Annotated in this window: 21 protein-coding genes; 8 read left to right on the forward strand and 13 right to left on the reverse strand. The window is 69.7% G+C overall.

Going from position 1 to position 23,069, the window contains the following annotated elements:
- Positions 1-29: 29 nt before the first annotated feature.
- A complete protein-coding gene (locus BLT64_RS07390; protein WP_011748861.1) occupies positions 30-683 on the reverse strand; it encodes a L,D-transpeptidase in 654 nt (217 codons plus the stop codon).
- A gap of 231 nt (positions 684-914) precedes the next feature.
- Between BLT64_RS07390 and dalA the strand changes: the two genes are divergently transcribed.
- Positions 915-1,478 carry a divisome-associated lipoprotein DalA gene (gene dalA / locus BLT64_RS07395; RefSeq protein WP_041529980.1) on the forward strand — a complete coding sequence of 188 codons (564 nt, stop codon included), beginning with the start codon at positions 915-917 and terminating at the stop codon, positions 1,476-1,478.
- Entirely contained in the window at positions 1,400-2,275 is an 876-nt protein-coding gene (locus BLT64_RS07400) for a glutathione S-transferase family protein (RefSeq protein ID WP_232290473.1), read from the forward strand. Before dalA ends, BLT64_RS07400 begins: the two co-directional genes overlap by 79 nt.
- 100 nt (positions 2,276-2,375) lie before the next feature.
- Here BLT64_RS07400 and BLT64_RS07405 read toward each other — a convergent pair whose 3' ends face one another.
- The 6 genes from BLT64_RS07405 to hslO form a co-directional block, all read right to left on the reverse strand.
- Entirely contained in the window at positions 2,376-2,891 is a 516-nt protein-coding gene (locus tag BLT64_RS07405) for a L,D-transpeptidase family protein (RefSeq protein ID WP_011748858.1), read from the reverse strand.
- Positions 2,892-2,956: 65 nt separating this feature from the next.
- Positions 2,957-4,177, reverse strand: coding sequence for a class I SAM-dependent RNA methyltransferase (locus BLT64_RS07410; RefSeq protein WP_011748857.1), 1,221 nt, complete (start codon positions 4,175-4,177; stop codon positions 2,957-2,959).
- A complete protein-coding gene (locus BLT64_RS07415; protein WP_011748856.1) occupies positions 4,174-6,036 on the reverse strand; it encodes an ABC transporter ATP-binding protein in 1,863 nt (620 codons plus the stop codon). Before BLT64_RS07415 ends, BLT64_RS07410 begins: the two co-directional genes overlap by 4 nt.
- Entirely contained in the window at positions 6,036-7,202 is a 1,167-nt protein-coding gene (locus tag BLT64_RS07420; RefSeq protein WP_011748855.1) for a CCA tRNA nucleotidyltransferase, read from the reverse strand. Before BLT64_RS07420 ends, BLT64_RS07415 begins: the two co-directional genes overlap by 1 nt.
- Positions 7,199-7,780 carry an NUDIX hydrolase gene (locus BLT64_RS07425; RefSeq protein ID WP_041529979.1) on the reverse strand — a complete coding sequence of 194 codons (582 nt, stop codon included), beginning with the start codon at positions 7,778-7,780 and terminating at the stop codon, positions 7,199-7,201. The genes BLT64_RS07420 and BLT64_RS07425 overlap by 4 nt, the downstream gene beginning before the upstream one ends.
- 2 nt (positions 7,781-7,782) lie before the next feature.
- On the reverse strand, positions 7,783-8,808 hold the full coding sequence (gene hslO, locus BLT64_RS07430; protein WP_011748853.1) for an Hsp33 family molecular chaperone HslO: 1,026 nt from the start codon (positions 8,806-8,808) through the stop codon (positions 7,783-7,785).
- Between the two features lie 222 nt (positions 8,809-9,030).
- On the opposite strand from hslO, the gene rpe reads away from it, so the two are divergent.
- The 3 genes from rpe to BLT64_RS07445 are packed head-to-tail and all read left to right on the forward strand — an operon-like array spanning position 9,031 to position 11,379.
- A complete protein-coding gene (gene rpe / locus BLT64_RS07435; RefSeq protein ID WP_041529978.1) occupies positions 9,031-9,723 on the forward strand; it encodes a ribulose-phosphate 3-epimerase in 693 nt (230 codons plus the stop codon).
- Entirely contained in the window at positions 9,720-10,919 is a 1,200-nt protein-coding gene (locus tag BLT64_RS07440; protein WP_011748851.1) for a 3-deoxy-D-manno-octulosonic acid transferase, read from the forward strand. Before rpe ends, BLT64_RS07440 begins: the two co-directional genes overlap by 4 nt.
- 40 nt (positions 10,920-10,959) lie before the next feature.
- Positions 10,960-11,379: a DUF1178 family protein gene (locus tag BLT64_RS07445; RefSeq protein WP_011748850.1), complete on the forward strand. Its 420-nt coding sequence runs from the start codon at positions 10,960-10,962 to the stop codon at positions 11,377-11,379.
- A 30-nt stretch (positions 11,380-11,409) separates the two neighbouring features.
- Here BLT64_RS07445 and BLT64_RS07450 read toward each other — a convergent pair whose 3' ends face one another.
- From BLT64_RS07450 to BLT64_RS07465, 4 genes are read right to left on the reverse strand one after another with little or no spacing between them, the layout of a single operon-like run.
- Complete coding sequence (locus tag BLT64_RS07450; protein ID WP_011748849.1) at positions 11,410-12,186, reverse strand: ABC transporter ATP-binding protein; 777 nt, start codon at positions 12,184-12,186, stop codon at positions 11,410-11,412.
- Positions 12,186-13,238, reverse strand: coding sequence for a FecCD family ABC transporter permease (locus BLT64_RS07455; protein ID WP_230999510.1), 1,053 nt, complete (start codon positions 13,236-13,238; stop codon positions 12,186-12,188). The genes BLT64_RS07450 and BLT64_RS07455 overlap by 1 nt, the downstream gene beginning before the upstream one ends.
- Positions 13,217-14,314 carry an ABC transporter substrate-binding protein gene (locus BLT64_RS07460; RefSeq protein ID WP_011748847.1) on the reverse strand — a complete coding sequence of 366 codons (1,098 nt, stop codon included), beginning with the start codon at positions 14,312-14,314 and terminating at the stop codon, positions 13,217-13,219. The genes BLT64_RS07455 and BLT64_RS07460 overlap by 22 nt, the downstream gene beginning before the upstream one ends.
- Before the next feature lie 59 nt (positions 14,315-14,373).
- On the reverse strand, positions 14,374-15,780 hold the full coding sequence (locus BLT64_RS07465; RefSeq protein ID WP_011748846.1) for a YncE family protein: 1,407 nt from the start codon (positions 15,778-15,780) through the stop codon (positions 14,374-14,376).
- Between the two features lie 151 nt (positions 15,781-15,931).
- Here BLT64_RS07465 and BLT64_RS07470 point away from each other — a divergent pair, with 151 nt between their 5' ends.
- Positions 15,932-16,765 (forward strand): alpha/beta hydrolase, encoded by an 834-nt coding sequence (locus tag BLT64_RS07470; protein WP_011748845.1) that lies wholly within the window; start codon positions 15,932-15,934, stop codon positions 16,763-16,765.
- A 219-nt stretch (positions 16,766-16,984) separates the two neighbouring features.
- Here the strand turns inward: BLT64_RS07470 and BLT64_RS07475 are convergent, their stop codons facing one another.
- The gene (locus BLT64_RS07475; protein WP_041529977.1) at positions 16,985-20,842 is read right to left on the reverse strand and encodes a non-ribosomal peptide synthetase; all 3,858 of its coding nucleotides are present in this window, start codon (positions 20,840-20,842) and stop codon (positions 16,985-16,987) included.
- 170 nt (positions 20,843-21,012) lie between these two features.
- On the opposite strand from BLT64_RS07475, the gene BLT64_RS07480 reads away from it, so the two are divergent.
- Both BLT64_RS07480 and BLT64_RS07485 read left to right on the forward strand, forming a co-directional pair.
- Positions 21,013-21,612, forward strand: coding sequence for a cytochrome b (locus BLT64_RS07480; RefSeq protein ID WP_011748843.1), 600 nt, complete (start codon positions 21,013-21,015; stop codon positions 21,610-21,612).
- 61 nt (positions 21,613-21,673) lie between these two features.
- Positions 21,674-22,006: a DUF2794 domain-containing protein gene (locus tag BLT64_RS07485; RefSeq protein ID WP_104491821.1), complete on the forward strand. Its 333-nt coding sequence runs from the start codon at positions 21,674-21,676 to the stop codon at positions 22,004-22,006.
- 39 nt (positions 22,007-22,045) lie between these two features.
- On the opposite strand, the gene BLT64_RS07490 is transcribed toward BLT64_RS07485, so the two are convergent.
- Positions 22,046-22,990 carry a DMT family transporter gene (locus tag BLT64_RS07490; protein ID WP_011748841.1) on the reverse strand — a complete coding sequence of 315 codons (945 nt, stop codon included), beginning with the start codon at positions 22,988-22,990 and terminating at the stop codon, positions 22,046-22,048.
- Positions 22,991-23,069: the final 79 nt, after the last annotated feature.

The raw sequence follows: 23,069 nt of genomic DNA on the forward strand, positions 1-23,069 counted from the left end.
CCCTTGCTGTCGCTCCTGTCCCGACCGGGTCAGATCAGCAGCACCTGGGTGCCGATCTTGGTCAGCTCGTAAAGCTGCTGGATGTGCTCGTTGTAAAGGCCGATGCAGCCGTTCGAGGACTTGCGGCCGATCTTGCGCGTGTCATGCGTGCCGTGGATGCGGTAATACTGCCAGCTCAGCCACAGCGCATGGGTGCCCAGCGGGTTGTCCGGCCCCGGCGGCACGAAATCCGGCCATTCGGGGTTGCGCTTCTTCATCTCGGGGGTGGGCGCCCAGCTGGGGCCGACGACCTTCTTGATGATCTCGGTGCGGCCGGTGCGGGTCAGGTCGGCGCTGACCGGGACCGAGGTCGGGAACAGCCGATAGACCGACTGGTCCTCGGACCAGAAATGCAGTGCGCGCGAGGTCAGGTCGACCAGGATGGCGCCATTGGCCAGCGTGCCGAAATAGGGCTGCCAGTCCTGCATGCGGAAGCTGGAGATGTTGCGCCGCGAATCCTGCCCGGAATCGTATTGCACCATGCCCGCGTCCGGGGTGGCGCCGCCCGCCGTGCCTTGCAGCGGCTGGCCGGTATAGGGGTCGAAGGATTGTGCGATGGCCGGGGCCGCCAGGCCCGCCGCGCCCATCGCCACCGAGGCGGTCAGAAATTTCCGGCGCGAAACCGGATTTTTCGGCGTGATCATGTGTCGCTCCTGATATGTAACGGACCGCTTCCTGCGGCCTTCTCTGCCCGATTCCGCGAAATGAGGTCTTGCTGAAACGGGGATTTACGCCCGGTCCATGCGCCTTGCAATTCAAACAAGCGTCATTGTCGCAACAGAGTCGCAGCCTGTGGCCCTCACGCAATCTTGCGTTTGAAGCGACTGGTGCGCTTTTGTATGGCTGGGGCAAAATCTCCTCTGGGACAGGATATCATGCTGAGACTTTCTACCCTGGCGCTCGTGTCGGTGCTGGCCCTTGCGGCCTGCCAGCAGCCACAGCCGCAACTCGGCCCCGACGGCCAACCGCTGCCGGTCGCCTACAAGATCACCCCGCGCGAAGAGGCGGAGATTCCCGGCCGCGTTCTGGGCCAGATCAACGCCCTGCGCGCCAACGTCGCGGCGCCTGCCATGATGCAGAGCCCGATGCTGGATGCGGCCGCCAAGGTCCATGCCCGCGACATGGCGGCGCAGAACCGGGCATGGCATTTCGGCTCGGACGGTTCCTCGCCGCTGGACCGGGTGCGGCGCCAGGGCTATTCGGGCCATCTGGTGGGCGAGAACATCTCGGAGACCTATGAGAACGAGATCACCACGCTGAACGCCTGGATGCAGACCCGCGACACGCGCGACGTGATCATGGACCCGCGCGCCACGGAGTTCGGCATCGGCTGGTATCAGGAGCCCTCGGGCAAGATCTGGTGGGTGCTGATCACCGGCGGCGCGGGCGGCGCGCCGACGGCCATGGCGGGCGGCTTCGCCCCGGGTGCCGGCATCTGATCCGGCGGCGCGGTCCGTCCGGGCCGCGCCTTTCGCCCGAGTTGCGCGCCGGTCCGCCGGGCGGCCCGGCTCCATTCCTCGCGGTGTCGATCCCGGGGCTGCGGCGTGTTATTCTCGCGTCGCACTGCCGAGGAGATATCGCGATGCCCGGGCAAGTGACGATCTGGACCTACGATTGGGTGCCCAAGGCGCCACGCGGCTATGTGCGCGATCTGAGGCTTCGCTGGGCCTTGGAGGAGGCGGGCATCGGCTATGCTGTTGCGACCGTCCCGTTCGATGACCGGGGGCCGGATCACCTTGCCCGGCAGCCTTTCGCGCAGGTGCCCTTTCTCGACGACGGCGATATCCGCATTTTCGAAAGCGGCGCCTGTCTCCTGCATCTGGCGGAAAAGAGCGAGGCGCTGATGCCTCGCGAACCCCAGGAAAAAGCCGATACGCTGCAATGGTTCGTCGCTGCGCTGAATTCGGTCGAGATGGTCACCGTGCCCTGGTGGTTCATCGACATGTCCGGGCAAGCGGAAAACCTCCTTGCCGGCTGGATGCAGCAGCGTTTCGAGCGGCTGGAGGCGGTTCTGGAGACGCGGGAATGGTTGGCGGCCACGTGCTTCACGGTCGCCGACATCATGATGTCCGACGTGCTTCGCATTCCGAACGATCTGGGAAAGCTGGAGAATTACCCCGCTCTCGGGGCCTATGTGGCGCGTTCTTGCAGTCGCCCGGCCTTCCGGAAGGCCCGCCGGGATCAACTGGCGCATTTCGAAGCGGCCGATGCGGCAAAGGCCCAGGCCCGGAACTGAACGGCGGGGCCGTCCTGCCTGACGATCCCCGGCAATTCGCCGACTGGGCCCCATCCGGCGCGAGGCCCCGCGAGCACAGGCGCGGGGCCTTCGTCGCTTTTTAGGGGTAGATGAAGATCGGCACGCCCGGCCGTAGCATGGTGAAAATCTCTTCGATCTCCTCATCGGTCACGGCGATGCAGCCGGCGGTCCAGTCCGCGCGGTTCAGTGCCCGCCCCTCGGGACCGAGGCCGTGGATGAAGATATCGCCGCCCGGCCGCAGTCCCATGGCTGCCGCCTTGGCCACGTCCTGCGCCGAGGGGTAGGAGATGCCGACCGACAGGTGATAGCGGCTGCGCGGGTTGAAGCGGTCGATGAAATACATGCCCTCGGGCGTGCGGCCGTCGCCTTCGAACTGCTTTGGCCCGAACGGCTGGTTGCCGAGGTTGACCTTGTAGCTTTTGACGACTTCCTTGCCGCTGACCAGATACATCTTGCGGTCGGCCTTCTTCACCACGATCTGCGTGATGGGCGGCCCCTGATAGGTCTTGCTAGGTTGGAGGCTGTCGCCACCGCCGCAGCTTGCCACGACGGCAACTGCGACAACCGCGAGAAATGCGCGAATTGCCCGAATCATCACTGCCCTCTGTATGCGCTATGCGCTTCGTTTTGTTATGAAATACCACAGAGGTTAAGATTCGGCTAGCGTCGGCGAAACTCTGCTACGGTCTCGACATGCGGCGACCAGCGGAACTGATCGACCACGAACAGCTGGCACAACCTGTAGCCGTTCTCGGCAAGAATCCGCGCATCCCTTGCGAAAGTGACCGGGTCACAGCTGACCCAGGCCAGCGTCGGAACCTGCGCCTGGGCGATCTCGCGCGCCTGCGCTTCGGCCCCGGCGCGCGGCGGATCGATCACGATTGCGTCATAAGCCAGCTCGTCGGGCATGAGCGGGCGGCGGGCCAGGTCGCGGATCTCGGTCGTGATTCGGCGCAGGCCCTGCGCCTGCCGGGCGGCGGCATCCAGCGCCTGCAGCGGCGCGGCCAGCCCTTCGACCGCATGGACCTCGGCCGTCTCGGCCAGCGGCAGCGAAAAGGTGCCGCAGCCCGCGAACAGGTCCAGCATCCGCCCGGCGCCCCGCACCATGCCGCGCACGGCGGCAAGCAGTGCGGCCTCGCCCTCGGCTGTCGCTTGCAGAAAGCTGCCCGGCGGCGGCACCACCCGCGCGCGGCCCATGGCAAGGGCTGGCGGTCGGCGGGTGATGGCCTGCCCGTCCCAACTGAGCCGTGCCAGATCGCCCTGATCGGCCAGTGCCGCGAGGGTCTGGAACAGCGCCGGCTCCATCGGCTTGCCGCCGGTGACGGCCACGTCCAGCCCCGCCGGCGTTTCGGTCACGGTCAGCGACAGCTCGCCCGCACGCGAGGCGCCGGCGACGACCAGCCGCCGCAACAGTGGCAGCGCGGACTGGATATCGGGCCGCAGCACATGGCAATCGGCGATGTCGACGATCACCTCGGAGGCGCGGGCGTGAAAGCCCAGCAGCGCGCCTTTCTTCGTCCGCCGCCCGGACAGCACCGCCCGCCGGCGCGAGCGCGGCGGCGAGACATGCACCCCGGCGACCGGCACCGATAGCCCCTGCGCGCGCAGCGCCTCGGTCACCACGCCGACCTTCCATGCCTTAACGAAAGCCTCCGAGCCATGCATCAGCGAGCAACCGCCGCAGGCGCGGTAGTGCTGGCATGGGGGGCGGACCCGGTCGGCCGAAGGTGTCACGATGCGCGGGCTGGCGATGCGGCCGGCTTCCTCTTCGCCCTCGATCTGTTCGCCGGGCAGGGTCAGCGCGGCCAATGCGCGCCGATCGCCGCTGAGCGCTACGCCATCGCCCTTGCGGCCCAGCCGCTCGACGGTCCAGAGCGTCACTCGGCGGCCTCCGTCGCATCTTCTGCCGTATCGTCCTCGGTCCCGAGAAAGCCGCCCGACTGCCGGTTCCAATAGCGCGCATAGGTGCCATTGAGCGCCAGCAACTCGGCATGGCTGCCCTGTTCGACGATGCGCCCGGCCTCCAGCACGACGATGCGATCAAGCTCGGCGATGGTCGAAAGCCGGTGCGCGATGGCCATCACCGTCTTGCCCCGCATGGCGCGGTGCAGCGCGTCCTGGACCTGCGCCTCGACCTCGCTGTCCAGCGCCGATGTCGCCTCGTCCAGCACAAGGATCGGCGCGTCCTTGAGCAGCGCGCGGGCCAGCGCGATTCGCTGGCGTTGGCCGCCGGACAGCTTGACGCCACGCTCGCCCAGATGCGCGTCATAGCCGGTGCGGCCCATGTGGTCGCGCAGGGTCAGGATGAACTCATGCGCCTCGGCCGCCCGGGCTGCGGCGACGATCTCGGCCTCGGTCGCGTCGGGACGGCCGTAGAGAATGTTCTCGCGCGCCGAGCGGTTGAACATCGCGGTTTCCTGCGTGACCATGGCGATGTTGCGACGCAGGCTTTCCTGCGTCACGGCGCGCACGTCGTGGCCGTCCACGCGGACCGCGCCGCTTTCCACGTCGTAAAGCCGCAGAAGCAGCGAGACCATGGTGGATTTCCCCGCCCCCGAGGCGCCGACGATGCCCAGCTTTTCGCCGGGCGCGACATGCAGGTCCAGGTCGGTGATGCCCCCTTCGGCCCGGCCATAGGCGAAATCCACATGGTCGAAGTCGATCCGCCCCGCGACCCGGCCCAGGGCGACGGCATCGGGCGCATCGGTCAGGGCATGGGGCGGGGCAAGGGTCTTCATGCCGTCCTCGACCTCGCCGATCGATCCCCAGACCCCCATCAGCGCCATGCTGACCCAGCCGGTCATCTGCGCCAGCCGCATGGCGATGGCGCCGGCGGCGGCGATGTCGCCCGCCGTGGCCAGCCCCTGGCGCCACAGCAGGATGGCGCCGCCGACCAGGATCACCGGCAGCGCGCCGGCGATGGTCATCAGCGACAGGCGGAACCAGGTCGAGACGCGGCCGAAATCCAGCGCGCGTTCGCGAAAGCCGGCCATGGCGCCAAGTGCGGCGCGGTCCTCGTGCTCGGCATGGGCGAAAAGCTTGACGGTCTTGATATTGGTGATCGTGTCCACGACCTGCCCCGTCACCATCGCCCGGGCCGAGGCCCGGCTGGCCGAGCGCGTGCGGATGCGCGGCAGGAAAAAGCGGATCAGCAGGACATACGAGCCCAGCCACACCATCAGCGCCAGCGCGCCCCAGCCGTCGACCGAGACGAGGAAGGCGGCCGAGCCGATCACCGAGGCCAGCGCAAAGGCCACCACGTTCACGAACTCGGTCGCCACATCGGTCACGGCGCGGGCGGTCTGCATCTGCTTTTGCGCGATGCGGCCGGCGAAATCGTTGTCGAAGAAGGTGACGGCATGGCCCATGGTCCAGCGATGCAGCCGCGACAGCACCAAGGGCAGGATGTTCGGCCCGATGATGACGCTGGAACTGGCGGTCGAAAGCCCGAAGATCGCCGGGCGGATCAGCAGGAAGAAGGCGACGAAGCCCAGGATCAGCCCGCCCTGTTCCGCCCAGATCCGGTCCACGGGGGTCGAGACCACCGCATCGACCACCCAGCCCAGCAGCACCGCCGAGCCGACGTCGGCGATGCCCCCCAGCGCCGAGGCCACCGCCGCCAGCGTAAGCCCCGGCCAGGCGCCCGACAGGCACCAGCGGAAAAAGGCCAGCAGCCGGCGCGGCGGTGGGCCCTCGGCCGGGCGGAAGGCGTCGATCATGCGGGCGAAGAAATCATGCATCAGGCGCGGGCCTCGTGTTGCAGGGCGATCCGCAGCAGCGCGTCGCGCGGCAGGGTGAAATCGCTTTCGACAAAGGCGGCCTCGGCCCGGCGCAGCGCCTCGCCCAGGGCGGGGCCGGACAGTTCGGGCATCAGGTCGCGGGCGGTCAGCGGGAACTGCGCCGCGGCGCCGCGGGCCAGGTCATGGCACCAGCCGAAGGCCGGCCTTTCGCCGCGGGCGGCACGGATCAGCACCGCTTGCGCGGCGCTGGCGCGGCCGAAGCGATAGGCGGCGGCGGGCGCGGGCAGGGCCAGCGCGGCGGCAATGTGGTCCTGCGCGCGGGCCTCGTCCCGCGACAGGCGCAGGGCGCCCTCGGCATCCTGCGGTGCCAGCAGGGCCAGCCGGCGCGGCCAGCAGGGCAGGGCGCCGGTGCCGTATTCCCGCTCGACCTCGACCAGATCGGGCAGGTCGCCGGCATCCGCACCGGGCAGGACCAGCGGCAGCACGCCCGCCTCGGCCATCAGCGCCACGGCGCGGGACGGGTCCGGGGCGTCCAGCAGCTTGCGGATCTCGTGCCCGATGCGTTCCCTGGAGATGCCGGTCAACCCCTCGCGCAGCTCGCGGCAGGCGGCAAGCGCCTGCAACTCGGCCTCGCGCCCATACCAGGCGAGCAGGCGGAAGAAGCGCAGGATGCGCAGGTAGTCCTCGGCGATGCGGGCGTGCGGATTGCCGACGAAGCGCAGCCGCCGCGCGGCCAGGTCCGGCAGGCCGCCGACCGGGTCCAGAACCTCGCCCGAGGCGGTGGCGTAAAGCGCGTTCATGGTGAAGTCGCGGCGATGGGCGTCGTCCTCGATCCGGTCGGAATAGGCGACGACGGCACGGCGGCCGAAGGTCTCGACATCGCGGCGAAAGCTGGTGACCTCGAAGCCGCGGCCGTCGGCGATGACGGTGACGGTGCCGTGCTCGATGCCGGTGGGCACGGAGCGCAGCCCGGCGGCCTCGGCCAGCCGCACGGTGTCCTCGGGCCGGGCCGAGGTCGAGATGTCCACATCCGCCACCGGTTCGCCCAGAAGCGCGTTTCGGACCGCGCCGCCGACGATCAGCGCCTGCGCGCCCCCGGCCGCAAGCGCGGCCAGAACCTGCTTCAATGCCGGATCGTCAAGGAAGGGCGCGGTCAGACGGGTCATGCGGAAAGCCTTGTCGCAAGGGAATGCAGCACGCGGGCGGTGGCGCCCCAGATATAATAGGGTCCCCAGGGGGCGACGTAATAGTCCCGCCGCGCCCCGCGCCAGATCCGGCCCTCGATATGATAGTTCGCCGGATCGGCGACGTGGGCGAAGGGGACGGTAAAGACCTCCTCGACCTCGCCCATCTCGGGGATGGGGGTGAAGGGGCCGTGGACCAGCGCCAGCACCGGGGTCATGGCAAAGCCGGTGATGGTGCGATGCGGCGGCATGGTGCCCAGCACCTCGACGCGGGCGGGGTCGAGGCCGACCTCCTCATGTGCCTCGCGCAGGGCGGCGGCGGTTTCGTCGGCATCGCCGGGATCGACCTTGCCCCCGGGCAGGGCGATCTGGCCGGGATGGTGGCGCAGGCTGGAGGCGCGCTTGGTCAGGATCAGCCGGCCGTCCACTGCGTCGAAGGCGGCAAGAACGCCGGCAGGGCGCAGGACCGCCTCGCCCGGCGGCGTGCCTCCGAAGTCGAAATCGGACGAAGGCCCCGTCGTTCCCGACAGGGCCCGCATCAATGTCTCGCGGATCGCCATCGTCAAAGCGCGGCCCGGTTTTCCCCGGCCTCGCCCTTGGGCAGCGGGTTGCCCTCGGCGTCGATCTCCGCCTCGAAGCCGAGGCTTTTCGGGTCGAATTCGTAATGCGCGCCGCAGAACTGGCAATCGGCGGTGACGATGCCGTCCTCGTTCGTCATATGGGCGATGTCCTTGGCCGAATAGATCGACAGCGTGCCGCGCACCCGTTCGGCGTTGCAGGAGCAGCCGAAGACCAGCGGCTGGGCGGCGAAGGAGGTCGGTTCTTCCTCGTGGAACAGTCGGAAAACCAGGTTCGGCAAGGGCAGGGTGGGGTCGACCAGTTCCATCGCCTCGACCGTCGCCATCAGCATGGTGGCGCGGTTCCAGTCCTCGGATTGCGCGCCTTGCAGGATGTCGGCGGATTGCAGCGTGCCGCCCTCGGGTGCGGCATGGCTGGCGGCGGGCAGGGTTTGCAGCATGATGCCGCCGGCCCGCCAATGGTCCTGGTGCTGGCCGGGCAGGCGCGAGCGGCCCACCGTCAGGTCGAACCGGGTCGGAAGCTGCTCGGACTGTTCGAAATAGGTCTGTGCGCAGGTCGCGAGCGAGCCGCCGGCCAGGGGCGTCAGGCCCTGATAGGGCGTCGTGCCCTCGCCCTGGTCGATCAGCACCGCGAAATAGCCCTGGCCGAGCTGGTCGAAGCCGGGCACCCCCTCTTGCAGCCGTTCGGCGTCGAAGCTGGCCCAGGCGCGCATGCGGGCGGGGCCGCCCTCGGTCTCGGGCGCATAGTAATCGGTGGCGATGGTGCGGATGGCGCCGTTGCCGCGCACCTGGAGCGAAAGCTTCCAGCGCAGCTTGATGGTCTGGCCGATCAGCGCAGCCAGGGTGGTGAGTTCCGCCACCATGGCGCTGACCGCGACCGGGTAGTCGTGGCGCGACAGGATATGTTCGAGCAGGGGCCCGAGGCGCGCGACGCGGCCGCGCATGTCCGAGCGTTCCAGCTGGAAGGGCAGCATGCGGTCGTCCCAGGAAATTTCCTTCGTTTCGGTCATCGGAAGTCCTTCGGAATAGGGATGCGCGAGGGCCGGCAGCGGCCTGGCGCCTTGGCTCCAATATAGGCCCTGCGGCGGAAAGCCCAAGGGGGAAGCCGGGGGCTTCGCGCCCCCGGACCCCCGCGGAGTATTTGGAAAACGGAGAAATGCGACTTTCATGCATGTTGACGGCCGGCGGCCTTGGACGATAACCGGGACCAGGGGCAATGCAGGGAGCCAGCCATGACATTCGACCGCCGCATCAAGATCGCGCCTTCGATCCTTTCCGCGGATTTCGCCAATTTCGGCCAGGAATGCCGTGCCGTCGAGGACCAGGGCGCCGACTGGGTCCATGTCGATGTGATGGACGGGCATTTCGTGCCGAACCTGACCTTCGGCCCCGCCATGTGCAAGGCGATCCGGCCGCATATCCGCGGCGTGATGGACGTGCATCTGATGATCGCCCCGGTCGATCCCTATATCGAGGCCTTCGCCGAGGCGGGCAGCGACATCATCACCGCCCATGTCGAGGCGGGGCCGCATGTCCACCGCACGCTTCAGGCCATTCGCGGCGCAGGTGCCAGGGCCGGGCTGGCGCTGAACCCGGGCACGCCCGCCGATGCGGCGCGACCCCTGCTGGACGACGTCGACCTGATCTGCGTGATGACGGTGAACCCCGGCTTCGGCGGGCAGAAGTTCATCCACAGCCAGATCGAGAAGGTGCGCGAGCTGCGCGCCATGATCGGCGACCGGCCGGTCCATATCGAGATCGACGGCGGGGTCGATCCCACCACCGCGCCGCTGGTCGCGGCGGCGGGGGCGGATGTGCTGGTCGCCGGCTCGGCGGTGTTCCGGGGCGGCTCGGTTTCGAACAGCGCGCCTTATGGCGAGAACATCCGCGCCATCCGCGAGGCAGCCGAGGCCGCGACGCGTTGATCTGGCGCGGCGCCACGGCGCTGGCCGGCGGGGCGCTGGGTCTTGCCGCGCCGCTGGCCGGTGCGGATTGGCGCGAGCGGCTGGCGCTTTCCGGCCCCGAGGTCGCGCCGGGCGGCATCTGGCTGCATGCGGCCAGCGTGGGCGAGCTGAACTCGGTTCAGGTGCTGGCCGAGGAACTGGCGCGGGACTTTCCCCTGGTGGTGACGGTGAACAGCCTGACCGGGCGCGATCTTGCCCGGCGGCTGGGCCATGCCTGCGCGCTGGCGCCGCTGGACGTGCCGCAGGCGGTGGGACGCTTTCTGGGCCGGGTCCGGCCCGCGGTGCTGGTCACGGTCGAGAACGAGCTTTGGCCCAACCGCTCGGCCATGGCGGCGGCGCGGGGCGTGGCGCAGGTCGTGGTGGGCGCGCGCATCTCGGCCCGCTCGGCGGCGCGCTGGGGCCGGCTGCCGGGGCTGATCGGGCCGATGCTGGCCCGCATCGACGCGCTGTCGGCGCAGGATGCGGACAGCGAGGCGCGGCTTCTGGCGCTGGGGCTGCGGGCTGATGCGCTGACGCCGCGGCTGAACCTGAAGCTGCTGGGTCCGGCCCGCGTCGATCCGGGCGAGGATGCGCCGGACCGTTTCCGCACCGTGTTGGCGGCCTCGACCCACGAGGGAGAGGATGCGGCGATGTTGGACGCCTGGGCGGCTGCCCGCGAGGCGGCGCCGGGCCTGCGGCTGATCCTGGCGCCGCGCCATCCCCAGCGCGGCGATGCCGTGGCGGCGCTGATTGCGGCGCGGGGGCTGGACGTCGTCCGCCGCAGCCGGGGCGGCGGGCTGGGGGCGGCGGTGCTGCTGGCCGATACGCTGGGCGAGATGGCATCGTGGTATCGCGCCGCGGGCATCTGCATCACCGGCGGTTCCTTTGCCGATCACGGCGGGCATACGCCATGGGAGCCCGCCGCCTGGCGCTGCGCCATCCTGCACGGGCCGCATGTCGCCAACCATGCCGGCGACTACGCCGATCTGGAGGCCGTGGGGGCGGCAAGAGGCTGCGAGGCGGCGGTGCTGCCGCAGTTGCTGGCCGCATTGGCGCAGGATGCGGCGGGCCAGCGCCGCATGGGCGAGGCGGCGCGGGCGCTGCTTTTGGCGCGGGCTGGCAATCCCGCAACGCTGATCGAGCGGATCGGGCATCTGGCGCGGCGCAGTCTTGTATAAGCCCTTGTGCGGCCCGATATTCCAAGGGAAAGGAGTCGCGATGATCCGCTATGCCCTGCGCTGTGACAAAGGCCATGAATTCGATGGCTGGTTCCGGTCCTCGGACGGGTTCGAAAGCCTGCGCGCCGCGGGCCAGGTCACTTGCACGCATTGCGGCTCGACCACAGTGGACAAGGCGTTGATGGCGCCGCGCGTGGCGCAGGGTCGCGACGAGGCCGCCGACCTGCACAGCCCGCGCAACGAGCATGAGGCCGTTCTGGAAAAGCTGCGCCGCCATGTCGAGGAGAATTCGGATTACGTCGGCATGTCCTTTGCCTCCGAGGCCCGCGCCATGCACGAGGGCCTGGCGCCCGAGCGCGCGATCCATGGCGAGGCCAAGCTGGAAGATGCCAGGAGGTTGCTGGAGGAAGGCATTCCCGTCGCGCCCTTGCCCTTTCGTTCGCGCCAGCGGGCGCATTGACCGCGCGGCGCGGAAACGCCCTATACGGGATCAGGCCGGGGCGTGTTCGCCGTCGATCAGCACCATGATCCGCCCGTGCGAGCAGCGCTCGACCCGCGCCTCGACGCCATAGACTTCGGCCAGAAGCTGCGGCGTCAGCACCTGTTCCGGGGCGCCCTCGGCATGGGTATGGCCGCCGTGGATCAGCACGATGCGGTCGGCCCATTGCGCCGCCAGCGCCAGGTCGTGCAGCACGGCGACGACGATGCGCCCCTCGCCCGCCAGCCGGCGCAGTTCCGACAAGAGCCGCACCTGTCGCGCAAGGTCCAGCGCGCTGGTCGGCTCGTCCAGAAGCAGCAGGCGCGGATCGCGCACGATGGCCTGCGCCAGGCTGACCATCTGGCGCTGTCCACCCGACAGCGCCGAAAGGGGCTCCAGCGCCAGCGCGCCGATACCCAGCTTGTCCAGCACAGCCATGGCGGTGGCATCGGCCTGCCGCGCGCCCAGCGTATCGCCCGCGCGCAGTGCCGCGATCACGCTTTCCAGCGCCACCAGCGATGAGCTCGACGGCAGGCTTTGCGGCATGAAGCCGATCAGCCGGGCGCGGTCGCGCATCGGGGTATGGGACAGCTCCTGGCCATCCAGAAAGACCTGCCCGCCATGGGGCTGCAACTGGGCGATTGCGCGCAGGAGCGTCGATTTCCCGGCCGCGTTCGGCCCGGCCAGCACCGTGACCTCGCCCGGGCGCAGCAGCGGCAGGTCCAGCCCCTCCAGCACGGAGCGGGTGCCGTAGCGGACCGAGATACCGCGGGCCAGCAACCCCTGCATCAGCGCCGCCTTCCGCGCAGGATCAGCGCGAAGAAGATCGGCAACCCGATCAGCGAGGTGACCAGGCCGACCGGCAGCAGCACCCCCGGCACCAGCGTCTTGGAAAGCGTCGAGGCCAGCGACATGACCAGCGCCCCGGTCAGGATGCTGGCGGGCAGGAAGACGCGGTGGTTCTCGCCCACCAGCATCCGGGCGATATGCGGCCCGGCCAGCCCGACGAAGCCGATCACGCCCACCATCGAGACCGCCGAGGCGGCAAGCAGGCTGACCCGCAGCAGCGTCCAGCGCCTGAGGCCGGCCACATCGACGCCGAAGCTTTTCGCCTGGTCCTCGCCCAGCCGCAGCGCGGTCAGCTTCCACGCCGCGCGAAAGGAAAACGGCACCGCAAGGGCCAGCACCACGCCGATCATCACCACGCCCGGCCATTGCGCCGAGGCGAGGCTGCCCATGGTCCAGAACACCAGTTGTTGCAGCGCATCGGCCGAGGCGACGAATTGCAAGAGCGACAGCAGCGCGGCGGCGGTGAAGTTCAGCGCCACGCCGAACAGGATCAGCACCTCGGGTCCGCCGCCGCGGATGCGGCCCAGCAGTTGCAACAGCGCCAGCGCGCCAAGCGCGAACAGGAAGGCGTTGCCCGACACGCTCCAGACCGCCGGCAGGCCGGGCAGGGTCAGGCCCAGCACGATGGCCACGGCGGCGCCAAGCGCGGCCGAGGACGAGACGCCCAGCGTAAAGGGCTCGGCCAGCGGGTTTTCCAGCACGGTCTGCATTTCGGCCCCGGCCAGCGCCAACGCTGCGCCGACCAGCAGCGCCATGCAGGCGACGGGCAGGCGCACGTCCCAGACGATGACCCGAGTGCCGCGCGCCACCTCGCCGCCGGTCAGCGCCCGCAGCGTCTCGGCCAGCGGCAGGCCGGCGGGGCCGGTCACCAGATCCAGCAGCAGCGCCGCCAGCGCCGCCAGCCCCAGCACCCCGACCAGCAGGGCGTTGCGCCGGCCCTGCCGGTGATAGAGCTGAAGCGTCGCGTCGCTCATGGCTTCGGCGTCACCCACCACGTTCCCGGCACGATGACGGGCGAGAAGCGGGCGTTGATCTCGGCCAGCGTGGCGGCGGGATCGACATCCTCGAACAGTTCGGGGTGAAAGGTCTTGGCCAGGTATTCGATCAAGGCGATATGCACGGGCGAATCGTTGAACAGATGCCAGACCCCGGCCGCGCGCCCCTCTTCGATCGCGCGCAGCGACGAGAAGCCGGGCGCCGAGATCAGCCTTTCGAAGCCGGCCTGCGCGGTTTCGGCATCGACGCCCGAGCCCAGCACCAGCCCGCCCCGCGCCGCCATATGCGTGCCGCCGGTGGCGACATAGACATCCGGGTCGGCGCCGATCAGGTATTCCAGGCTGACATTGCCCAGCACGCCCTTGACGGTGTCGTTGCCGATATTCTGCCCGCCCGCCGTGGTGATGAAATCGTGGAACACCCCGGTGCCGACGGTCGAGCAGCAATTCTGCGGGGCGGCATGGACGTGGAAGAAGACGCGCGGCCGGACGATGCCCGGCACGGCCAGCCGGTCGCGGATGCGGTCGAGCCGGCTTTGGTAGAAACCGGCGAATTCCTCGGCGCGGTCCTCGGCGCCGGTCAGCTTGCCCAGGATGCGCAGGCTGGGGATCGAGTTCTCCTGCGGATGCGAGAAGAAATCGACATAGGCGACCGGGATGCCGGCCGCCTCGATCTGCTGGCGGGCGACCTCCATGCCCGGGTCGTTCCGGTCGATCAGCGTCAGCACCACCAGGTCGGGATGCAGCGCGATGATCGCCTCGGCCGAGATGTCGCGATTGCCCGAGCCGACCGGACGGATCTGGTCGATGGTCGGGAACTTCTCGCGATAGGCCTGCATGGTCGGTTCGTCCAGCGCCTTGTCCAGCCGCCAGCCGGAGACCAGCGCGACCGGATCGTCATGGATCAGGCCCAGCACCGACAGGTGCCGCCCCTCGCCCAGCACGATGTGGCGCGCGGGCTGGGGCAGGTGCACCTCGCGCCCCAGGATGTCGGTGGCCACCACATCCGCCGCGGCAGAGCCAAGCGAGGCGATCAGGGCAAGGGCGGCAAGCAGCGGGCGGGTCAGGGTCATGGCGGGTCCGTTGGCTCGTGCGCCGGGGCGCGAACGCCCCGGCAGGGTCGAGGACCCTCTTACTCCGTGGCGGGGGTGATGCGCCAGATGCGGTCGCCCGCCTCGTCGTCCTCGCCCCGCGACTTGTTGACCGCCCAGACGTTGCCCTTGCCGTCGGCGCGCAACTGGTTGGGGAAGCTGCCGGCGTCGAGGTTGGCGACGACCTCGCCCTCGGGGCTGACCACGGCGATGGTGCCGGCGCCGCGATTGGCGACATAGGCCAGGCGGCCCACCGGCTCGAAGGCGACGTTCAGCGGGCCGGCGCCGACGGCCACGTCATGCAGGACCTCGCCGGTCTCGGCCTTGACGATCAGCAGGTTGTCGGTGGCCTGCGAGGCGACGAAGATCAGCCCCTCCTGCGGGTCGTAGGCCACGCCCGAGGCGACCTTGGCGCCCGGCAGCGCGATCACCTTGACCTCGCCCGAGGCCAGATCGACCACCGCGGCTTCTGGTGTGGAAATGCTGACGGTGACCAGCTTGCCGCCCGCCTCGTCGATATCCAGCGCCATGGTCGAGAACTCTTCGCCCCGGATCTGCGACTGGATGGTGATCGGCTCCAGCGGCTCCAGCGTCCCGGTGTCGAAGACCTTGATCTCGGGCGTGCCGGTGGCGCTGGCATAGGCGCGGCCATTGGCCTCGTCGACCACGACGTCGCGGGCATGGGGCACGGCGCCCGGCTCGAACTGCTTGACCAGCGACAGGTCCGATTGCTTGTAGACCGCGGCCGTGTCCTGGCGGGTGTTGGTCACCCAGACATTGCCGTTCGCCTCGTCGACATCGACGCCGTAGACGGCGAACAGCCCGCCGTCGCTGCCGTCGGGACGGGCGGGCGCGGCGCCCGGGACGGCCTCGGCCTCGATCTTCAGCGTCTCGGGGTTGATCTTGACCAGCTTCGCTTCCTTGACCGGCGGGCGGCCGACGGCGCTGGTCACGAAGGCGGCATTCGCGGCCTCGCTGAACTTCACCTGATAAAGCCCGCGCACCACCGGCTCGCTGGCGATGGCGAATTTATCGGCCCCCGAGATGGCCACCTCGGGCGAGATCTTCAGCTGGACCACCTCGGCCGAGGCCGGGTTCTCGGTGATGACGGCGATGGGCTGCAAGCCGGTCTCGGCCTCGGCATCGACGTCCAGCGCAAAGCTGAACTTGCCCTCGGCATCGACGGTGATCGGCTCGGCGTTCAGCGTGGTGGTGCCGCGCATCAGGGTGACGGTCTGGCCGGGGATCAGGTCCTGGCCCTCGATCACCGCCTTGCCGCCCTTGTGGACCGGGGCGCGCTCGACGCCGCCGGCGCTGACGCGGCCCGGGAAATCGACCAGCGGCTTGGTGAAGACGGTCTCGGCCAGCGCCGGGGCCGAAATCACCGCAAGCGCCAGCGCCGACACGCCAAGCAGGGCGCGAAATGAGGGGCGCGATGGATGTGCCATGAGAAACTCCTTGAAAACGGATCAGGACTCGCTTTGGCTGACCCCGGATCAGGGCTGGCTTCGGTCAGCGCGCAACCTATATTCCTGACTGTCCTTGTCAACTAACGCTGGCGGGAGGTCGGAGCTTTATAAGCGGAGGAATCGACGCAATATGTCGCAGCTGGGACGGGTCGGGCCGGAGCATGCCAGAAAACAGGCCGAACTGCGCATCTTCCAGACCGGGGCGCCCACGCATCGGCTGTCGCAGAAGGTGGTGGCGGTCGGTCCCGGCTACCGGCTGTTCCTGGCCGTGCCCAGGGCGCCCGTGCCGGCGGGCGGCTGGCCGGTGCTCTACATGCTGGACGGCAATGCCGCCTTCGATTTCCTGACGCCCGAGCATCTGGCGCTGGCACCGGGGCTCATGGTCGTCGGCATCGGCTACGATACCGACCGGCAATTCGCGCGTGAGCTGCGGACGCTGGACTTTACCGCGCCCGACGGGCCGGGCGACGGCTTGCGCCCCGACCATGTCCACGAAGGCCGCACGGCCGGCGGCGCGGCGATCTTTCACGACCGGCTGACCGGCCCGCTGCGCGACGCGGCCGAGGCCGGCCTGCCCGTAGATCCTGCCCGCCGCACGCTCTGGGGCCACAGTTTCGGCGGGTTGTTCACGCTATATGCGCTGCTGGCGCGGCCGCAGGGCTTTGCCCGCCATGCCGCGATCAGCCCCTCGATCTGGTGGGACGAGGCGCTGATCCGCCGCGTGGCCCAAGCCGCTGCGCCCGCATCGCTGCCGCTGCTGGTGGCACTGGGGGATCGCGAGAAACGCTCGGGCAGCGACGGCCCGCCCCCCGACGGGCCGGCACCGGCCACCATGCAGTTCGTCGCGGACCTCGCCCGCCATCCCGGCCATCGCGTGCAGGTCCATGTGCTGCCCGGGCATATCCATATCCAGACGCTGGCGGGCTCCTTCCCGCTGGTCCTGCCCTTTGCCAGCGCGGGTTAACCGGATCTTCAGCCTTTGGTGCTTGGCTGGCGGCAATCGAATGGGGATTCGGATGCTGTTCGCCGGATATTTTCTGATCTTGCTTGCTGCGCTGTTCTGCCGGGGCAGTCGCCGGATGCGGCAAGCGGTTTCCGGCCGTATTCCGCTGGCCGGGCGGCGGACCGACAAGGGCTTTGCCGGTCTTGCCCCGCCCGCCACCGGGCCGCCCTGACGACAGGATCAGCTCTCGGCCAGCCTGCGGGCAAGCTCGGGCGCGATCAGGGCGGTGGCTTCGGCCGAGGTCATCTCGGCATGCATGAAGGGCAGGTCGATGACCTCCAGCCCGGCGGCATAGGGCGCCCACATTTCGGGCGTCAGCGCGCGATCCTTGTGGTCGCGGGCGGCGCGGAAATGCGTGACCGTGCCGGCAAAGCTGCGATGGTGATGGCCCCGGATCAGCCGGTTGGTGCCGGTCACGGTGCGGACCACCCCGTCCAGCACCTGCGCGGGCAGCGCCCCCAGCGCGCTGTCGCCCCGGCGCAGGAAGGCGACCACCGCCTCGCGCGTGTCCAGGTCGCGATGCGCCTCGGGGTCGTAGCCGGCGATGGCCAGCAGCGCGCGCAGGGCGGCGACCGGGTCCGGCTCGGGCTCGTCGCGCCAGGCGTCGCAGGGATAGCTGTCCAGCATGGCGACCACCCCGGCCTCGCGGCCCATCGCGGACAGGATCACGGCGATCTCTTGTGCCAGGATGCCGCCGACCGACCAGCCCGCCAGATGGATCTTTCCCTGCGGTGCCAGCGCGGTGATGCGCCGGGCATAGTCCTGCGCCAGCGCGGCAAGGCTTTCGGGCATCGCCACCGTCGGATCGAGGCCCGGATGTTGCAGCCCCCAGACCCGCCGCGCCGGCGCGATGCGCCGTGCCAGCCCGCGATAGCCCCAGGCAAGGCCCCCCGCCGGATGGATCAGGAACAGCGGCGCGGCCTGCGCATCGCCCTCGGCCAGCAGGATCAGCGGACCAAGCCCGTCGTCATGCGGCGTCTGCGCATCCAGCGCGGCGGCCAGCACGGCCAGCACCGGATACTCGAAGATCGTGCCCAGGCCGGGGTCGCGGCCGGTCTCGGCTTCCAGCGCCTGCGCCAGCCGCACGGCGGACAGCGAGTCGCCGCCAAGGGCAAAGAAATCCGCCTCGGCCGGGGCCGGCTCGGGCAGGTGCAGGATTTCGGCAAAGAGGCGCGCCAGCAGGTGCTCGGTCGGGGTCTCCGCTGCCCGGCCGGATGCGGCGAATTCCGGCGCAGGCAGTGCCTTGCGGTCCAGCTTGCCGTTCGAGGTGACGGGCAGTGCCTCCAGCGCCACCTCGGCCGAGGGGACCATATAGGCGGGCAGGCCGGCCGCCAGCCGCTCGGCCAGCAGTCCCGGCCGCCAATCCTCGCCCGGCACCAGGTAGCCGACGAGGCGCTTTTCGCCGGCATGGTCCTCGCGCGCGATCACCACGCATTCGCGCGCCATGCCGGTGGCCATGATCGCCGCCTCGATCTCGCCCAACTCGACCCGCAGCCCGCGGATCTTCACCTGGTGGTCCGAACGGCCCAGATAGACCACCGCCCCGTCCGGCCGCAGCCGCGCCAGGTCGCCCGTGGCGTAAAGCCGCCCCGAGGGGCCGTCCACGAACCGCTCGGCCGTCAGGTCGGGCCGGCCCAGATAGCCGCGCGCAAGCTGCACCCCGCCTAGATAAAGATGCCCGGCTAGGCCCGGCGGCACCGGGCGCATGCGATCGTCCAGCACCTCCAGCGCCGTGTTCCAGACCGGCCAGCCGATGGGGATCGGGTTCGTGCGATCCTCGGGCCCGGCGGGCCAATAGCTGACATCCACCGCCGCCTCGGTCGGGCCGTAGAGGTTATGCAACTCGGCCTTGATCCGGGCGTGGAAGCGGTCGCGCTGATCGGCCGTCAACTCCTCGCCCGAGCAGAACACCCGGCGCATCGCCAGCCCCTGCGAGGCGGGCGAGGCCAGGAAGGCCGAGAGCATCGAGGGCACGAAATGGCAGGTTGTCACGGCGCGGTCGCGGATCGCCTTGGCGATGGCGGCGGGGTCGCGATGCGCGCCGGGCGGCGCCATGACCAGCTCGGCCCCGGCGATCATCGGCAGGAAAAATTCCCAGACCGATACGTCGAAGGTCGCGGGGGTCTTTTGCAGGATGCGGTCGTCGGGGGCGATGCCGTAATGCGCCTGCATCCACATGAGGCGGTTGACGATGGCGCGATGCTCGACGGCGACGCCCTTGGGTTCGCCCGTCGAGCCCGAGGTGAAGATCACATAGGCCAGATCGCCGGGCTGCGGCCTGGCCTTGGGGCGTCCCTCGGCTGGCCAGTCGCCGGGCAGCAGCGGATCGGTGCCGGCGGGAAACAGCCCCGCCAGATCGGCCGTGCTCAGCACCGCGACCGGCTGGGCCTGCGCCAGGATGCGGGCGATGCGTTCGGGCGGATGCGCGGGGTCCAGCGGCAGGTAGGCCGCGCCGGCACGCAATATCGCCAGCAGCGCGACGGGCAGTTCCAGCGAACGCTCCAGCGCCACCGCGACGATACGGTCGGGGCCGGCGCCCAGTTCCTCCAGCCGCGCGGCAAGGGCGGCGCTGCGGCGGTCGAGTTCGGCAAAGCTGAGGCTGTCCGCGTCGAAGCTGATCGCCGGCGCCCCGGGCGTGGCGGCAAGCTGCGCCTCGATCAGCGCGGTCAGGGTGGTGTCGGGCAGGGGATGGCGCGTCGCCTCGCCCCTCGCCCTTGCCTCGGCGATTTCGGCGGGGCTGGCGGTGGGCACGCCGGCCAGCGTCTCGGCCGAAAGCGCGGCGGTCAGGAAGGCGACCAGCCGGTCGCCATGGCCGCGCACCTCTTCGGGCGCATAAAGCGCCGGGTTTGCGTCCACCTCGAAGATCATGCCCGAGGCCGGATCGCCGCGGAAGGTCAGCGTCAGGTCATCGACCGCGCCGGCGCCGAGGATATGCAGCCGGCAGTCCAGCCCCGGGAATTCCGGCGGCTTGTCGAAGGGCTGCACGTTCACCAGCGGCCCGTACAGCCGCCGCGTGCCGCCGACCAGCCCCAATTCGCGGCGCAGAAGCTCGCTGCGGTAAAGGCCGCGGCGGCGACCCTGCGCCATTCGCCTGGACTGCGCGGCCAGCCATTCGGGCAGAGGAGCATCCTCGTCCAGCCGCAGCCGGTGCGGCAGCACGTTCATCGCCATGCAGGGCACCTGCGCGATCTTGCGTCCCATCCGCGCCATGAAGGGCAGGCCGATCACCGCCTCGCCGCCGGTCCAACGCGCCAGATAGGCGCCGGTCAGCGCGTTCAGGATGTCGGGCCAGCCCAGCCGGTTCTGGGCGGCATAGCCCGCCAGCCGGTCCAGCAAAGCCTGCGGCAGCAAGCGCGTGTCGCGCAGGAAATCGGGTCCGCTGACCGCGCGGCCCGGCACCAGCCCGGCCACTTCGGGCAGGCCGGCCAGTTCCGCATGCCACCAGTCACGGTCGGCCTGCCGGCGCGGCGAGGCGCGCCAGGCCGCGTCCTCCTCGGCCGCCAGCGACAGCGGGCCAAAGGGTTCGGGCGCCGGCGCACCGGCCACCAGCGCGGCGTAATGCGCGGCGATGCGGTTCGTCACCAGCACCATGCCATAGCCGTCGATGGCTAGGTGATGGATGCGCTCGTAAAGCAGGTGCCGCTCGGGCCCTAGGACGAAAAGCGTCAGCGTCCCGGCCGGTTCGTTGCCGAGGTCCAGCGGGCGCTGGCTGTCGGCGCGCATCTGCGCCAGTGCCTGCGCCTCGGCATCGGGCTGGGCGGACAGGTCGGCAAAGCCCAGCATCGGCGGGCGCCCCACCCATTGCCGCGGTCCCTGCGGCCCGGTGCCAAAGCGTAGCGACAGGGCGGGCGTCTCGGCGATGGTGCGCAGCGCGGCCTGGGCCAGCGCGTCGCGGTCCAGCGGGCCGACAAGCTCGAGATATTGCCCGGTGTTCAGGATCGGGTTGCCCGGGTCCAGCGCCTGGACATACCACAGCCCCTCCTGCGCCTCGGTCAGCGGGCAGCCGGTATCGGCGGGAATGTCGCGATGCGTGTCCATGTCAGGCCCGTCCGGGCCGGAACGAGTGAAATCGCGGGAAAAAGAATAAGCTGACAACCATGTTACCCCGGGCACCGGATCGCGGGTCTTGCCCGTCTGGGGCCATGGCCATACTGTCGCTAAGGAATTTAGTCAACTTTACTCGCGCGGCCGGCCGCGCAGGAGCGGCCATGACCCCCAGATCCCTGCCCTTGCGCGATACCGAGCAGGCCTATGGCAAGGTGACCCGCCTGCTGCATTGGAGCATCGCGGCGCTGATGCTGTGGCAGTTCTTCGGCATGGGGCTGCGGCTGCTTCTGGGCCGCACGCCGCTGGTGTCCTTTTTCGTCGGCTGGCATCAGCCTGTGGGGACGGTGCTGTTCCTGCTGATCGTGCTGCGGGTGGGCTGGGCCCTGGCGAACCGCAGCCGCCGGCCGGATCACGGCCCCGGGTTCTGGGGACTGGCGGCGCGGCTGGGCCATCTGGCGCTGTATCTGGTCATGGTGCTGGTGCCGGTCGCGGCCCTGCTGCGCGCCTATGGCGGCGAGCGGGTCTTTGCCCCCTTCGGCTTCGAGATCTTTCCGGCCCAGCAGCCTCCCATCGGCTGGATGGTCGGGCTGGGCGATGCGCTGCATGGCGAGATGGGCTGGCTGCTCCTGACGCTGATCCTGGGCCATGTCGTCATGGTCGGCGTGCACGAGGGCATGTGGCGCGACGGCACGCTGGCGCGCATGGCCGGGCGGCGGCGGGCGGGACTTCAGGCCACGATTTCGGGCAGATCGGCAAGGTAAGGCCCGAGGCCGCCCCTTTTTCGTTGATTGCGCGCCGGGGCGGTGTCACCATTCCTTCATGATGAATGTGCCCTTCGGTTTCCCGTCCGAGCATGATCGCGTGGCCTTCGACCGGGCCGAACTGGGCGTCATCCTGTCGATCTATGGCCGCATGGTGGCGGCGGGGGAATGGCGGGACTATGCCATGTCCTTCCTGCGCGACATGGCGGTCTTTTCGGTCTTTCGCCGCGCGGCCGAGCATCCGCTTTATCGCATCGAAAAGCGTCCCAGGATGCGCAATGCGCAGGGGCAATATGCGGTGATCGGCATGGATGGGCGCGTGCTCAAGCGCGGGCACGACCTGCGCACCGTGCTGCGCGTGCTTGAGAAGAAGCTGATCCGTCCGGTGGACTGAGCCCGGCGCTGCCGTGGCCTGCGGCATGGGTCATCAGGCTCATGCGGCCGAATCGCCTTTTCGCCGCCGGACCGCCCGCCACGGCCGCCCGTCGATCGCGGCCAGCCCCAACCCGATCAGCGCCATGCCGGCAAGCTGGCGGGGTTGCAGGGTTTCGTCCAGGAACAGGATGCCCAGCAGGATCGCGCTGGCCGGGATCAGGAATGTCACCAGCACGAGATTGGTTGCGCCCGCCGTGGCGAGGATGCGGAAATACAGCACATAGGCTAGCGCGGTCGAAATCGCGGCCAGGCCGATCAACGCAAGGATGGCCGCCGGGCTTGGCGCCGCAAGCGTCCATGGCCGGTCGACGACCGCGACAAGCGGCAGCAGGATCAGGCTGGACGCGATCACCTGTCCGGTCGCCGTGCTCATCGGGCTGACCCCCATCGCGCGGAACCGGCGTCCGTAGATGCCCGCGAAGCCATAGGATATCGCCCCGGCAAGGCAGGCAAGCTGCGCCACGACATGCGCGCCCAGGTCCCGCAGCGCATCCGCCCCGATCATCACGGCCACGCCCGCAAAGCCGATGAGAACCCCGGCCAGCTTGCCGCCGGTCATGCGCTCGTCGCTGGTCAGGAGATGGGCGAGGATCACGGTGAAGAGCGGCGTCGAGGCATTCAGGATCGAGGCCGCGCCCGAGGCGATGTGCTGCTGTCCCCAGACGATCAGCGAAAACGGGATGGCATTGTTCAGCAGGCCCATGCCGAAGAACGCCGCCCAGACCGGGCGGCCCCGCGGCATCCGCTCGCCCCGCAGGCGCAGGATGGCCAGCAGGATCAGCGCGGCCAGCGCCACGCGCGACACGACCACGGTGAACACCGGCAATTCCCGCACCGCCACGGCGTTGAAAAAGAACGACCCACCCCAGACCGCCGACAGGGCCAGCAGCATCGCCCATTCCAGCGGCGTCATGGGGCGGTTGGTGGCGGCCGGTGCCGGCATGATCTTCCCTCCTTCGACCCGTGCGGCCGGTTTCGCAGGGCATGTTGCCGCCTTGGCACGCGGCCGCGATCCGTTTCTT

Source organism: Paracoccus denitrificans (genome assembly GCF_900100045.1).
GTDB lineage: Bacteria > Pseudomonadota > Alphaproteobacteria > Rhodobacterales > Rhodobacteraceae > Paracoccus > Paracoccus denitrificans.

What these genes read in the sequence shown, in the direction of transcription:
- BLT64_RS07390 (WP_011748861.1), bottom strand. Translation starts at nt 683, where the DNA reads ATGATCACGCCGAAAAATCCGGTTTCGCGCCGGAAATTTCTGACCGCC.
- dalA (WP_041529980.1), top strand. Translation starts at nt 915, where the DNA reads ATGCTGAGACTTTCTACCCTGGCGCTCGTGTCGGTGCTGGCCCTTGCG.
- BLT64_RS07405 (WP_011748858.1), bottom strand. Translation starts at nt 2,891, where the DNA reads ATGATTCGGGCAATTCGCGCATTTCTCGCGGTTGTCGCAGTTGCCGTC.
- BLT64_RS07415 (WP_011748856.1), bottom strand. Translation starts at nt 6,036, where the DNA reads ATGCATGATTTCTTCGCCCGCATGATCGACGCCTTCCGCCCGGCCGAG.
- BLT64_RS07420 (WP_011748855.1), bottom strand. Translation starts at nt 7,202, where the DNA reads ATGACCCGTCTGACCGCGCCCTTCCTTGACGATCCGGCATTGAAGCAG.
- BLT64_RS07425 (WP_041529979.1), bottom strand. Translation starts at nt 7,780, where the DNA reads ATGGCGATCCGCGAGACATTGATGCGGGCCCTGTCGGGAACGACGGGG.
- hslO (WP_011748853.1), bottom strand. Translation starts at nt 8,808, where the DNA reads ATGACCGAAACGAAGGAAATTTCCTGGGACGACCGCATGCTGCCCTTC.
- rpe (WP_041529978.1), top strand. Translation starts at nt 9,031, where the DNA reads ATGACATTCGACCGCCGCATCAAGATCGCGCCTTCGATCCTTTCCGCG.
- BLT64_RS07445 (WP_011748850.1), top strand. Translation starts at nt 10,960, where the DNA reads ATGATCCGCTATGCCCTGCGCTGTGACAAAGGCCATGAATTCGATGGC.
- BLT64_RS07450 (WP_011748849.1), bottom strand. Translation starts at nt 12,186, where the DNA reads ATGCAGGGGTTGCTGGCCCGCGGTATCTCGGTCCGCTACGGCACCCGC.
- BLT64_RS07460 (WP_011748847.1), bottom strand. Translation starts at nt 14,314, where the DNA reads ATGACCCTGACCCGCCCGCTGCTTGCCGCCCTTGCCCTGATCGCCTCG.
- BLT64_RS07465 (WP_011748846.1), bottom strand. Translation starts at nt 15,780, where the DNA reads ATGGCACATCCATCGCGCCCCTCATTTCGCGCCCTGCTTGGCGTGTCG.
- BLT64_RS07470 (WP_011748845.1), top strand. Translation starts at nt 15,932, where the DNA reads ATGTCGCAGCTGGGACGGGTCGGGCCGGAGCATGCCAGAAAACAGGCC.
- BLT64_RS07475 (WP_041529977.1), bottom strand. Translation starts at nt 20,842, where the DNA reads ATGGACACGCATCGCGACATTCCCGCCGATACCGGCTGCCCGCTGACC.
- BLT64_RS07480 (WP_011748843.1), top strand. Translation starts at nt 21,013, where the DNA reads ATGACCCCCAGATCCCTGCCCTTGCGCGATACCGAGCAGGCCTATGGC.
- BLT64_RS07485 (WP_104491821.1), top strand. Translation starts at nt 21,674, where the DNA reads ATGAATGTGCCCTTCGGTTTCCCGTCCGAGCATGATCGCGTGGCCTTC.
- BLT64_RS07490 (WP_011748841.1), bottom strand. Translation starts at nt 22,990, where the DNA reads ATGCCGGCACCGGCCGCCACCAACCGCCCCATGACGCCGCTGGAATGG.